Below are 12,409 nucleotides of genomic sequence, written 5' to 3' on the forward strand. Positions count from 1 at the left end.
ATGCGCCGCACACCGGCGGTGCAAGTTTTTGATCGTTCAAAAGGCGCCTCGAACAAGGCCGCCATCAGGAAATCATTCGCCGGCCCCCGCAACGCAGGGTCACAAAGTGCAGGAAAACCGGACAAGAGCGTTTGAAATCTCAAACGAATCCTAGGGACTGCTAGGGCAAAGGACAATAGGCCGTTCGAAAAAAAGAACGCATTTGCCAACATCCGCCGGATTTTCTGATCAACGTCGTCCAAACACCTTGAAACGTGCAAAATCAACAACAGCACTCACCAGCATGGACGCCCGCCAACCAGATGAGTATCATGGCGCCCGCATTGCACCAGTAGCTCAGCTGGATAGAGTACTGCCCTCCGAAGGCAGGGGTCGTGGGTTCGAATCCCGCCTGGTGCACCATATTTGATTTCAGGGCTAGAGACGGCCTGAGATTACCCAAAGCCCGCCCTGTGCGGGCTTTGTTGTTTTTGCCATATAGATTGGTCAAGTCCAGCGCAAAAAAGACACCCGAACCTAGGCAGCATGATCGAGGCTTGGAGCGAGCGAGGTTGAAATCGGCCTCGCACCCGTCCGCGAGCGCTCAAAAGGGTGCTGGCGGTCGGTAGTGTCCTCATGCGGAAATACGCTCAGCGGTGAGTAGCCCCATAATAATCAAGGTGAGAAAGATCAGACAAAGGACTACAAGCGGCAATTTAGTGACTGCAAACCGGACACCACCTAGTAGACCTGGGCGATCTCGTGCGCCAGCTCCTAGATCACCGATTGATCGCGCTTAGTCTGCTTGCCCGTCGTCTAGAACTGCGACAGTAGTTGCGCAGCGAGTGCGCGTTGGCGGACGAAGATGCACCTGACTGTTTAACTTCAGTCCGAGGCTGTCTGGGTTGAAAAGGGCCTGCTCAGGCGGGTGCTGGATTATTTATGACTTAACACGTCAGAGGGTCGATCAGGCGTTGAGATATAACGCTCAGTGAAATCATGAGCCGTCATAGGGCGACCATACAGATAGCCTTGCCCCTCTTCGCATAAATAATGCCGCATCAAACTTTCCTGTTCGCGGGTTTCTATGCCTTCGGCAGTGACTTGAAGATCAAAGCCGGCCGCCAGCCTGATAACGGCTTCGATGATTACTTCGTCTTTTTTGCTACGTTCGACGCCGCTTACAAACGATCGGTCAATCTTCAGGCGTGTGACCGGGTAGTCTTTCAGAAGGCTCAAAGACGCATAGCCTGTACCAAAATCATCGAACGCAATGCCTACACCCAATGAGCGAAGGTGGTGCAGGGGCTCCATAATTCGCTGTTCGTTTCGCAAAATTATATTTTCTGTAATCTCCAGTTCGAGTGCGCTCGCCGGTAAAGAAAAGTCGTTAAGTGCACTTTCGACCATTTCAGCAAAGTCGCGCGTACGAAACTGAGCGGCAAACAAATTAACGCCGATCCTGAAGCCATCTCTACCGGTCTTTCGCCAATGAGCTGCCTGTTCACAAGCTGAGCGCAATATCCATTCACCCACCGGTACCGCTAAAAGACCTGCTTCTAGCACAGGTAAAAAAACCGCTGGGGACACGACGCCCAGTGTGGGATGGTTCCATCGGATAAGTGCTTCGGCCCCGGTAATAGCGCCATCTGCAAGCCGTACCTGAGGTTGGTAGTACAGCTCAAACTCTTTGTTCGCCCATGCCTGACGCATTGATGAGCTGAGAGCCCCTCTCTTTGAGGCCGTCTGTCGATGCTCGCTGGTGAACACGCGAACAAGGGATCGCCCGTCAGACTTGGCTTGATAGAGCGCCAAATCCGCGTTGCCAAGCATTTGCTCGCCATCGTAATCGGAGCCTGACCTCATGGACACACCGATGCTGGCTCCGATAAAAATAGAATTGTCTTCAAACTCTATAGGTTCTTCAATGACTGCGATGAGCGCCAAACCAAGCTCAATCGCTTTGGCCTGATCTGCTGTGTCTGATATGAAGACTACAAATTCGTCCCCACCCAGACGGGCGACCATATGACACGTCGGTACGCGTTCGCGAAGGCGATTTGACGTCACTCTGAGGACAAAATCACCCGCAGCGTGGCCGAGCGTGTCGTTAACATCCTTGAAGCCATCCAGGTCGATCAGAAGAATTGCCGCTGATATCTGTGCGTCACAAGCCTCCTTGATCCGATGCTTAAGTGTTGAGCGATTAGCGAGGCCTGTCAGATGATCGTATTCAGCCGCGTGCTTGAGTAGTTTGTCCGCCGCTACACGTTGGGTGACGTCACGAATGATCGCCCCAAATTGTGGCTCGCCTACATCAGTCCATTGTGAAAGCGAGAGCTCAACGGGTATTTTATGGCCGTCGCGATGTATGGCCGTCAGGTTTACGGATTTTCCGATAATACTGACTGGGCCGCCTGAGACGACCCTTGAGAAACCGGCATGATGCCTGGACCGCATCTCTTGCGGAATAATGATGTCGAGAGCCTTTCCTATGACGTCTTCAGACTTATGTCCGAAAATAAGCTCGGCTGAGTTATTCCACGAGGTGATTTGATTTTTGCTGTTTGAGCAAATAATGGCATCGGGTGAAGTCGACGTCATATTGATGAAACGGGTATGGCTATCCGCATTCTCGAGTTCGAGCCGACGCAACTCCATTTTTTCAATAACGATGACGGCCAGGTCCTGAAGAATAAGCTGGTCTCGGTCTGAGAACCTCTCTCGGGGCTTATTGTCGATCAGGCATAAGCTACCCAGCACATGGCCTTTGGTCGTTATCAATGGCGCGCCCGCGTAGAAGCGAATATGAGGAGCGCCAACAACCAAGGCGTTTGAGCTAAATCTCGCATCCTGCGACGCATCAAGTACCAAAAAAACGTTACGGCCCATGAGCGCAAAATTACAAAATGAAACGTCACGACCCGTTTCGCACACATCGAGGCCAACACGTGCTTTGAAGAATTGTCGGTCGCGATGCACTAAAGAAATCAGAACAATGGGGACATCAAAAATCCGAGATGCCATTTGGACGATTTGATCATATTCGTGCTCAGGTGGCGTATCCATCAGCGCGAAAGCATTCAAAGCCTGAATGCGCTCTTCATCATTATCACTTACTGGGTAAGTAATCATTTGAGGTTATCGCTAGGAGCTGACCGCACATGGAATGCGAAGCGATTGATAGGGCTCGCTGCCACTTCGGCATTGATGAAAATAAACTGCAGAAATATTTTCATATCATGAAAAAAAAGAAAATCTGTACATCTCATCACCTGTCAGCAGCGTATTGGCAGCTATGTCGAGCAGCTCATAAACTGTATCGTCAAAAAAACGGATATCTGTAGAAAAGCGAGCAGCATGCCAGGCATGAAGCGCAAACGCCTTGTGCGGGCTTTGTTTTTGGTGAGAGGGTTTCGCACTGGAGCCTATGCCGACATGGCAACAATCAGGATTCCCGGTGAGTATCCTTGGGAAGCGCGAATTCGCCGTAGCGCGTCGTTGATGGCGGACATTATCTCTATCGAGACACCGCGGGCTTGACTCATCCTGCCGGGCAGTATCCCGCGGCAGGTGCACTCGCTCTGATCGCTCAGCGGTTGATGTACAGGCTGTTCATCTTCATGCCACCGCGCATTTTCTTGACGCCCGGCTCCATGTCGGCCGGACATGCGCCTTGAAAGCTGCCATTGACGATGGTGCGCTGCGTCTCGGTTTTTCCGTTCAATTCGAACGAAGTGTCGGCCGTCAATATGTACGATTTCGTCAGATCGCCCTTGAACGAGGCGGCCAGCTTCGCGTCTGGGCAGCTTGATATAAAGCTGTAGCCGTCGCCGTTACCGCTTTTTGACTCGATCTTGCATTCCTGTTCGAAGTTGGCCCACAAGTCGTCGTCAATCAGACGGTCCTTTGCCTGGTCGACGCAAATTTCCCAGGAAAACGGCGAGGTGGCCGGTGTCACTTTCCACAAGCCTGAGGCGCGTTGCATACGCTGGGATGATTCATCGGCCGCCACAGGAATCGCGATCGCAAGCGCTATAGCGGGAATCGACAACAGTATGGCGGCGTACTTCATTACGTATCCCTTCTGTAAAACAGTAAATTTAACACCGAAACGAAAGCGCGCTGCGGCATCCGTAGATGGCATGCGCTGGTAAAGACTCTCTAATACTTCACTCGATAATCGACCTTTGGCTGAACTCGGTCAGCATCCAGCCGGATATTGCAGACCGGGCAAGCACACCTGAAACCTCCAGTTACCGAGCGTTTATTGACCCTCATAAGGCTAATCGGCACCCTGCGCGCCCCGACGTTAAGGACAGTCTCGGTCGCGTTATGAGAGAGGACGATCTGAAAAAAGACCCATTCGAGGAGCCATGGTATGCCCAGTATTTTGGGGGCGGCAGCTCATGGGGTGGACGGGTAAGGCCTGCTCAGCCTCCTGAACCGGTTTACATCGAAAAAGACTCCTGGCCAGCGCCGAAACCCCGCACAGATTTGATCTTCGCCAAGTCGTGTACCGGTGCAAACTGGTGCCAGACCGAAGCAGGCACCAGCACCGAACCTGTGTCCAACTTCGGAGCCGCGATGGTGGCCGGGTCTATGGCCATACCGGTTGCCAATGCCGCTGTTGCAACAAAAGTAGGGGCAGAGCTGGCGCTGGGCCGAGTGGCTGGCGGCGGGATCATGCAACAGGGTCTGACCTGGGCAATCCGCGGCGCGAGTTTGCCTGCCAGTGTATTCATCCTCGGCATGCTCCCGACCAAGATGGGCGACGGCACGCTGTACACCGACGAACAACTGCGCAATATGACCCGCGCGCCCAGTCGCGTGCGCTTCCAGTTTCGTCAGGATGCAAAAGGCGTTTTGCAGGTGTACGGCATTCACACTGGACCGACGGGCGATGACTCAGTCCGCACGGTGCAAGCAGCCTGGAACGCCGACCAGACCGCACTGGAAGCCAAGCTCAACGGCATCACGATTCTCTGGACACCCAAGCGCGGCCCGCTGGGCGAAATGCCGCCCCTGATCTACCCCGACAACAGCGGCGAGCAACTGGGCACCATCCTCGTCCACCCGATCCCGGAAAACACCGACAGCCAGATCGAAGGCTTCCCCGGCGAAGACATCACCACCGATGACTGCATCGTAGTGTTCCCGGCGGATACTGGGTTGAGGTCGATGTATGTGGTGTTTGCTCGGGCGTTTAATCCGGATCATGACTACGAACAACCGCCTGATGACCTCAAGGCAATGCCAGATGCCATTAGGGTTCCCGGTAAAACGCAAATAAAGGGAGGGGGAGGCTTACGGCGACGCTGGAAGACGAAGAAGGGAATTATTTACGAATGGGACAGCCAGCATGGAGCTGTAGAAAAATACGATAAACGCGGAAGACACCTAGGGGAATTCGACCCCGAAACAGGTGATAGAACCAAAGAAGCTGACAAAACTCGCAAGGTGGAACCATGAAATACATCATCGAAGCTTTCGACAAAAAAACCGAGTTTCTGGCTTTTAAAGTCAATCTGCCGGACGGATACGATTCCCGGCTTGCGCAGATTATGGAGTGGACCCTACTTCCGCGTGGCGGTGAAGGCTACAACATGACCATGGATCAGATAGCAGCTATTGAAGTTATAGCCGGTAGGCCATTTTACGACGATGCACATATCTTTCAAATCACGAGCAAAGCTTGACTGATTCCAGCCAGCAAAGCCCGGGCGAAGAATAGAAAAACAGGAGGCTTTATGCACTTGCATATATTTGGTTTTTTGAGAAATAGCTCCGAAGATGATTCACTCAAGTTCCAGCTAAAGATAGACAGTTCGTTCGATGAAATCATTCTGCAGCACCTCGGCCAGCCAAGCCTTGATGCGATGGCGGAAGGCGATCTTTTGCTAGAAAGCGACCAAGTACTGCAGCTCGCCTCAATAATCGGCCAGCCACTTCCGACTGATTTGAAACTAGTTATCGGCGTTGTTGCGTGAAAAGCCACGAATCGCAACGTTGGAAAAGCAAGGATCGAATCTTTGAGTGGGTTTATCAGCATCGGACGGTGGAGGTAGGGGCCTCGCTTAAACGGGCCGTCGGGGGAGGGGCAAAACTCATGCTTTTGGAAGTGACAGGCTTTCTAATGGACGCCAGCGAAGACGACTCACTCAAATTTGCACTCGATGTGGACCCCGAGTTTGAGCAAGGAGTCATGAAGGTATTGGGCTGGGAAACCCTGGAAGCAGAAGCCGATGGTGAACTTCCTTTGACAGCCACGCAGGTCGAAGCGATTGCCGCGGTGATCAAAAAGCCGCTACCGGTTGATCTAGAACTTTTCATCGGTGTAAGGCCATAGCGAGAAATGCCGGGAATCTGTGTGGTGAACTACAAAATCGAAGCGTTCGACAAAGAGACCAGGTTCTTGGCGTTTGAAGTCGTCGTTCCGAAAGATTGCGATGCACGACTTGCGCGAATCATGAGGTGGTCAGAACCTCAACGAGGCGATGAAGGCTATGACATAAGTGCCGAACAGGCGGCAGCTATTGAAGCTCTCATCGGCAGCCCGTTTTACGATGACAGACATATTTTTCAGATCACTTGCAACATTGCGTGAATCGACCGGCATTTACAGAATCCCCCTACACCCTCAGTCCACTCCACATCCTTGTCGCTCCAACCCAACAAACCTAGAGTCCACCCCGTCGCCGCAAACGTAGCGACCGGGCTTGGCCGCTCGACTAAACTCCAGGCGCACAGGCGCTCACCATTCGATCTCGGGGATGTATTCCGTCTGCGATGTCGAGTTATGGCAGCTGTGCGTGGGACACCTTCGGGTGTGCCGGGTGCCTGGAGTTCCGGTCGGCCAACCCGCGTACAGTTGCCACCCTGATTTGCTTGGCCGCAAACGGTGGCAGCTTCTAACTCCAGGAGCAGTCAATGAAGCAACCGCATCCCTCAATCAAAACTCTCGGCACCACCACTTTCTCCACTTGCGGCCCATCCCGTCAGCCGCTGTTCCGCATCAATCCCGACATCCCCATTGAATCCGCACTGGAGCACGCGTCCAGCTTATTGGCGTGTATCCATGAATTGAGCCTCGACGCCGCGATGGGTGATGCGGGCAAGCAGAGTGTCTGGGCGGTTCATCATTTGAGCGATATGGCGAAGGCGATTCTGGAGGATGCGTTGTCAGCGGGTGCAGCAAGAAGTCAGCTGGGCTGAACGGCCCTTGGCTAATGCCCCGGGCCGTTTTGCCGGTCATGTATTACGCGGTGCGCAGCTCCACGGTCAGGTGCGTCACCTCGTGCACCGGCACCAGGCGCTCGCGAATCATATCGGCGGTTACGGACGCGTTGCCGACCACGCTGACAATGGCGGCGCAAGCTTCTGGACCGACCTGCCAGACGTGCAGGTCGGTGATTTTTGTATCACCCGACTGCTCGATTATTTCGCAGATTTTCTGAGCGAAACGCACCACTGACTCGATAGCGATACCGATGGCCACCAACCCTAAGAAAAGCGCCGAAGCAAAATAGCCGAGGGCGCGGACCCTCCGCATGGCGTTGCATACGCTAGGGTAGCGAACACCCTTCAGCATTCAGGCAGTATCAAATTGGTCGATTCTCAGTTACACCTAGATCTGACCAAGCCGAAACAGGTTGCCAGCTCATTTCCACCAAGGAGAGGTATCGAGTGCTGAACATAAAACCCACCAAAGCTTTCTTTATCAAACTGGGGCCCAGTGGACTATGGGAAAAGGATTGTGTTGAAAACGGTACCTTGAGAATCGGTTACCGTGATGTACCGCATCAGCATTGCGTGGATGGGAACTGGGAAGCAGCACGAAACTCATTTCCCTCTGACTCAGATCAGGGCAGCGTCACCAGACACATCAAACAGGTAAGGCAATTCTATGAAGAGCCAGAGACAACGCTCTGGATAACCTTTTTTTCTGACCGTCTGTGGTGGTGCTTTGCTGCACCTGAGATCAGCCAGCTTCCTGATAACACAAAGACCCGAGTGGTCGCAGGCCAATGGCATGATACGGACATCAACGGAAAGCCCCTTATCAAAGGCCTACTGAGTGGCAAGCTTCTCGCCGTACAAAGCTTCCAAGGTACGATTTGCACGGTAAGAGAACTCGATTACTTGATTCACAAGATCATGGGAACGTCTGAGCCACATATTGCAGAAGCTCAGCTAGCGGTAGAAAACCTGGTCGCAGCAGTCATACCCATCATAAAAAACTTGCACCCTAAGGATCTCGAAACACTCACGGACTTGATCTTCCGGCAGGCAGGTTGGCAGCGAACTGGAGTAGCTGGCGAAACAGAGAAAGATATAGACCTCGACCTACTGTCCCCAATTACTCAAGAGCGAATTGGCATTCAAGTAAAGTCAAAAGCGTCAGCTTCAGTCTATCGCTCCTATCAGGATAAATTTGCTGACATGAGTGGTTTTACGCACTTTTACTTCGTAACGCACTCTCCGGATTCAAGCCTGAAGGCCGTAGCGACCGATAGCAGTGATGGTTCATTTATTTACTGGGGACCGGATAAGCTAGCTCAGCAAGCCGTTCGGAACGGGCTCGTAGGGTGGCTGATAGACAGAGCGTCATAACCTGCAAACGGCACGCGCGCTCAAAGAATATTAATTTACCTCCCCTGTCGCACGAAGGAACGTTGTCATGTCGTCGAAACTATTGACCAAATCATCTATAGAAAGCGCGATCCGGGATTACGACAACGGAGAACGGCCCTTCAGGTACACAAAGCCAAAATCTTGGTACATCAAAGGATCTACAAAAACCCTTTATCCTCTGAAGTACATTTATGCGATGGTGATCGGTAGCCCACCAAGCTCGTTTAATAGCTCTAAACCGATCAGCGAATTTCCCGCATATGGTTTTCAACCGATTCGCAAAACAGAGGATCCAAATGAGGAATTCGAAAGGAAGGTAATTGCGTCCTTAAAAGATTCGAAGGGCCGTGCAGCTAGGCTCAAGGAAGCTGACCCGATTCCTTTGACAAAAATTGTCAGCACTGTAGTTTTCATCCGGAATCCTGATGTAGTGGCAGAGGTGTTAGCTCAAGCAAAGGGTGTATGCAGTCTTTGCAATCAAAAAGCGCCATTCACACGCAAGAAGGATCAAAGCCCATATTTAGAGGTTCACCATCGAAAGCGTCTAGCCGATGGAGGGCCGGACACCGTCGCGAATGCCATCGCTATCTGTCCAAACTGTCATCGCAAAGCGCATCATGGCTGAGGTCTTTCCCCGTCATAGAACAGCTCCATGTATGCCAGCGTGCATGCCTAAATGAAACAGTGCCAACGTAACCCTCATAAAAAAGACTCCATGGCATTAACTTCAAAGCCCGTCTGAGCGCCACATTCGATTTCAGAGATGGGGTTGATACGCTGAAATCACCCAAAGCCCGCCTTGTGCGGGCTTTGTTGTTTTTGATGGCGGGATTGGCGGAATCCCCCTACACCCTCAGTCCACTCCACATCCTTGCCGCTCCAACCCGACATCCATAAAGTCCACCCCGTCGCCGCAAAGGTAGCGACCGGGCTTGGCGGCCCGACAGATATAGGCGAAAACAGCGCCCCGATTTAAGATGGCAGGCGCTGTTTTTTCGCGTGTGACCTGGCTTTATGACGGGTTGCGCAGGGACTCTTTCGGGAGTGCCGGGTTCCTATATCTCCGGTCCGCCAACCTTGTGCAATCCGTCACCCTTCTTTGCTTGGCGGCAGAGATGACGGTTCATCAAGATATAGGAAGGCGAATCATGACTAACTCTGACGACTTACACCCAAACAAAACCCTCGGCACCACCACCTTCTCCACTTGCGGCCCATCCCGTCAGCCGCTGTTCCGCATCAATCCCGACATACCCATCGAATCCGCACTGGAGCACGCTTCCAGCCTATTGGCGTGTATCCATGAATTAAGCCTCGACGCCGCGATGGGTGATGCGGGCAAGCAGGGTGTCTGGGCGGTTCATCATTTGAGTGATATGGCGAAGGCGATTCTGGAGGATGCGCTGTCAGCGGGTGCAGCAAACAACCAGTTGGACTGAACGGCCCTTGGCTAATGCCCCGGGCCGTTTTGCCGGTCATGAATCACACGCTGCGAAGCTCCACGGTCAGGTGCGTCACCTCGTGCACCGGCGCCAGGCGCGCGCGGATCATGTCGACGGTTACGGAGGCGTTGCCGACCACGCTGACAATGGCTGCGCGGGCTTCGGGGCCGACCTGCCAGACGTGCAGGTCGGTGATTTTTGTGTCACCCGACTGCTCGATTATGTCGCGGATTTCCTGCGCGACATGCTCGTCTGTACGGTCGAGCAGAACACCTGAAGTGGTGCGTATCAGCGACCAGGACCAGCGGGCGATAACCAGTGCGCCGACGATGCCCATGACCGGGTCAAGCCAGACCCATCCCAGGTAGCGGCCAGCGAGCAATGCAGCGATGGCGAGGACGGAGGTCAGTGCGTCGGCAAGCACATGCACGTAGGCCGAACGCAGGTTGTTGTCCTGACCGTGTGCGTGGTGGGTATGGTCATGATCATGCCCGTGGTCGTGTCCATGGTGGTGATTGTGGCCGCCGGACAGCAGCAGTGCGCTCACGATATTGACGATCAGGCCGACAACGGCAATCCACGTGGCCGTGCCGAACGCGACTTGGGTAGGCTCGAAAAGACGCACCACTGACTCGACGCCGATGCCGATGGCAACCAGGCCCAGTATCAACGCAGAGGCGAAGCCGCCGAGGTCGCCGACTTTGCCGGTGCCAAAGCTGTATTGAGCGCTGGCGGCGTGGCGTTTGGCGTAGCTGTAGGCAGCGGCGGCGATACCCAAGGCGCCGGCGTGAGTCGCCATATGGAAACCGTCCGCCAGCAGGGCCATGGAGCCGGTGATGTAACCGGCAGCGATTTCGGCAACCATCATGACAACCGTCAGCGCTACCACCCACAGGGTGCGCTTGGCGTTCTCATCATGGGATGAGCCGAGAAATACGTGATCGTGGGCGTAGTCCGCGTGCAGGTTGCTCATGTCGGTGCGCTCCTATTTGGTGTATCGGCGGATGGCTTCGATCAGTTCCTCAACGCCTTCGGCTCGCTCTTCATCACTCAAACCCGGCTTGGCGACGTGCTCGCGGGCGTGGGCTTCGATGATTTCGTCCATCAGGCCATTGATAGCGCCCCGCGTTGCCGCCACCAGATGCAGGGTTTTGGCGCAGTCGTCTTCGGCCTCAAGCGCCCGTTCCACCGCCTGGATTTGCCCAGCGATACGTTTCACCCGCTTGAGCAAGTCGTCTTTGCCAGTTTTGATGTGCGACATACCATACCCCCCCTACCTATATGCATCACGCATAGTCTGTGATGTAGGCCGGGTGCGCAACCAGCAGATGAAACTCCCGCGCATTTTTGTTCTGATGGCGGCAATCACGACCACTCCGGATTCCCCATGCGCATTGAACCCCTGCCGCCGCTGCAAACCCTGATTGCTTTCGAGGCGACGGTGCGTCATGGCAGTTTCACTCGTGCGGCCACTGAGCTGCATTTGACGCAAAGTGCGATCAGTCGTCAGGTGCAGCAGCTTGAGGAGTTTCTGGGGCGGGCGTTGTTTCGGCGGGAGCACAAGCGCATTCATCTCACGGTGGCCGGGCAGGTGTATGCCGAGCAGGTACATCGGGTGCTTGCCCAATGTGCTGAAGCAACGGCGCAGGTCATGACCCACAGTGGCGAGCAGGAGCTGACGCTGGCGTGTTCCAGTGGTGTCGCGGCGTTATGGCTGGGGCCGTTGATGGGGCGTTATGCCGATGAGTTTCCCAATGTGGACGTGCGCCTGCGGGTGGTCGACGGGCTGGACTCGCTGGTGCGCGCGGAGTTTGATCTGGCGGTGTATTTCCTGCGCTCGGGCTCGCCGCCGGGGCTGGACAGTCGGCTGTTGTTTGCAGAGTCGGTGGGGGCGTATTGCGCGCCGGGCTATCTGCAAGGCCGGGTGCTCAAGCCGCAAGCATTGTTGGAGCATCGGTTGTTGATGCTTGAGGATGGTCAGCGCCAGTGGCTGTCCTGGACAAACTGGTTTGCGCGTCAGGGTATCGATGCTTCGGCGATTTCCAAGCGCCTGACCGTTAATAACTATCCGGTGATGGTGGACCTGGCCATTGATGGACGCGGCATTGTGTTGGGCTGGAAGCCGATGATCGATGGGCACGTTAAGTCCGGGGCATTGGTGCCTGCCTGTGACGTCCATGTGGGCGAGATCGGTGGTTATTATTTGCTCAATCCGTCGGGGCAGTTTCCGAGTCGTGCGGCGCGGTCGTTTGAGCAGTGGTTGGCGGTTCAGAGCGGGGACTGAATTACGTTTCTGTAGGAGCTGTCGAGCACCGCGAGGCTGCGATAGCGATTTGTCGGACGCACCGATATCG

At 54.3% G+C, this 12,409-nt stretch carries 14 protein-coding genes, 1 tRNA gene and 1 pseudogene; 11 read left to right on the forward strand and 5 right to left on the reverse strand.

Features of this window, described 5'->3' with window-relative positions; genetic code table 11:
* Nucleotides 1-325: 325 nt before the first annotated feature.
* Nucleotides 326-402, forward strand: a tRNA-Arg gene (locus KDX30_RS14580).
* A 513-nt stretch (nt 403-915) separates the two neighbouring features.
* Here the strand turns inward: KDX30_RS14580 and KDX30_RS14585 are convergent.
* Complete coding sequence (locus KDX30_RS14585; protein WP_231676550.1) at nt 916-3,114, reverse strand: putative bifunctional diguanylate cyclase/phosphodiesterase; 2,199 nt, start codon at nt 3,112-3,114, stop codon at nt 916-918.
* 457 nt (nt 3,115-3,571) lie between these two features.
* Complete coding sequence (locus KDX30_RS14590; protein ID WP_231676552.1) at nt 3,572-4,054, reverse strand: hypothetical protein; 483 nt, start codon at nt 4,052-4,054, stop codon at nt 3,572-3,574.
* 260 nt (nt 4,055-4,314) lie between these two features.
* On the opposite strand from KDX30_RS14590, the gene KDX30_RS14595 reads away from it, so the two are divergent.
* The 6 genes from KDX30_RS14595 to KDX30_RS14620 all read left to right on the forward strand — a co-directional run bounded on the left by KDX30_RS14595 (nt 4,315) and on the right by KDX30_RS14620 (nt 7,194).
* Complete coding sequence (locus KDX30_RS14595; RefSeq protein ID WP_231676555.1) at nt 4,315-5,451, forward strand: S-type pyocin domain-containing protein; 1,137 nt, start codon at nt 4,315-4,317, stop codon at nt 5,449-5,451.
* Entirely contained in the window at nt 5,448-5,678 is a 231-nt protein-coding gene (locus KDX30_RS14600; protein WP_231676558.1) for a DUF7683 domain-containing protein, read from the forward strand. Before KDX30_RS14595 ends, KDX30_RS14600 begins: the two co-directional genes overlap by 4 nt.
* Before the next feature lie 51 nt (nt 5,679-5,729).
* Nucleotides 5,730-5,969 carry a pyocin S6 family toxin immunity protein gene (locus KDX30_RS14605; RefSeq protein ID WP_231676561.1) on the forward strand — a complete coding sequence of 80 codons (240 nt, stop codon included), beginning with the start codon at nt 5,730-5,732 and terminating at the stop codon, nt 5,967-5,969.
* On the forward strand, nt 5,966-6,328 hold the full coding sequence (locus KDX30_RS14610) for a pyocin S6 family toxin immunity protein (RefSeq protein ID WP_319946087.1): 363 nt from the start codon (nt 5,966-5,968) through the stop codon (nt 6,326-6,328). The genes KDX30_RS14605 and KDX30_RS14610 overlap by 4 nt, the downstream gene beginning before the upstream one ends.
* 24 nt (nt 6,329-6,352) lie before the next feature.
* Entirely contained in the window at nt 6,353-6,586 is a 234-nt protein-coding gene (locus KDX30_RS14615; RefSeq protein WP_231665396.1) for a DUF7683 domain-containing protein, read from the forward strand.
* A 323-nt stretch (nt 6,587-6,909) separates the two neighbouring features.
* The gene (locus tag KDX30_RS14620) at nt 6,910-7,194 is read left to right on the forward strand and encodes a DUF6124 family protein (protein ID WP_231676564.1); all 285 of its coding nucleotides are present in this window, start codon (nt 6,910-6,912) and stop codon (nt 7,192-7,194) included.
* A gap of 43 nt (nt 7,195-7,237) precedes the next feature.
* Here KDX30_RS14620 and KDX30_RS14625 read toward each other — a convergent pair.
* A pseudogene (locus KDX30_RS14625) lies at nt 7,238-7,432 on the reverse strand (cation transporter); the annotation flags it as partial.
* Nucleotides 7,433-7,665: 233 nt separating this feature from the next.
* Between KDX30_RS14625 and KDX30_RS14630 the strand changes: the two are divergent.
* The 3 genes from KDX30_RS14630 (at nt 7,666) to KDX30_RS14640 (ending at nt 10,052) form a co-directional block, all read left to right on the forward strand.
* Nucleotides 7,666-8,592: a hypothetical protein gene (locus tag KDX30_RS14630; protein WP_231676567.1), complete on the forward strand. Its 927-nt coding sequence runs from the start codon at nt 7,666-7,668 to the stop codon at nt 8,590-8,592.
* 67 nt (nt 8,593-8,659) lie between these two features.
* A complete protein-coding gene (locus KDX30_RS14635) occupies nt 8,660-9,238 on the forward strand; it encodes an HNH endonuclease (protein WP_231676569.1) in 579 nt (192 codons plus the stop codon).
* A 523-nt stretch (nt 9,239-9,761) separates the two neighbouring features.
* Nucleotides 9,762-10,052 (forward strand): DUF3077 domain-containing protein, encoded by a 291-nt coding sequence (locus KDX30_RS14640; RefSeq protein WP_231676574.1) that lies wholly within the window; start codon nt 9,762-9,764, stop codon nt 10,050-10,052.
* Nucleotides 10,053-10,095: 43 nt separating this feature from the next.
* Here the strand turns inward: KDX30_RS14640 and dmeF are convergent, their stop codons facing one another.
* Together dmeF and KDX30_RS14650 are read right to left on the reverse strand one after the other, a co-directional pair.
* The gene (gene dmeF, locus KDX30_RS14645) at nt 10,096-11,028 is read right to left on the reverse strand and encodes a CDF family Co(II)/Ni(II) efflux transporter DmeF (protein WP_231676591.1); all 933 of its coding nucleotides are present in this window, start codon (nt 11,026-11,028) and stop codon (nt 10,096-10,098) included.
* Nucleotides 11,029-11,040: 12 nt separating this feature from the next.
* The gene (locus tag KDX30_RS14650) at nt 11,041-11,316 is read right to left on the reverse strand and encodes a metal/formaldehyde-sensitive transcriptional repressor (protein ID WP_027899987.1); all 276 of its coding nucleotides are present in this window, start codon (nt 11,314-11,316) and stop codon (nt 11,041-11,043) included.
* 126 nt (nt 11,317-11,442) lie between these two features.
* Here KDX30_RS14650 and KDX30_RS14655 point away from each other — a divergent pair, with 126 nt between their 5' ends.
* Nucleotides 11,443-12,339, forward strand: a complete 897-nt coding sequence (locus KDX30_RS14655) for a LysR substrate-binding domain-containing protein (RefSeq protein ID WP_231676594.1) — start codon at nt 11,443-11,445, stop codon at nt 12,337-12,339.
* Nucleotides 12,340-12,409 lie beyond the last annotated feature (70 nt).

It is taken from the genome of Pseudomonas quasicaspiana (assembly GCF_021147825.1).
GTDB lineage: Bacteria > Pseudomonadota > Gammaproteobacteria > Pseudomonadales > Pseudomonadaceae > Aquipseudomonas > Aquipseudomonas quasicaspiana.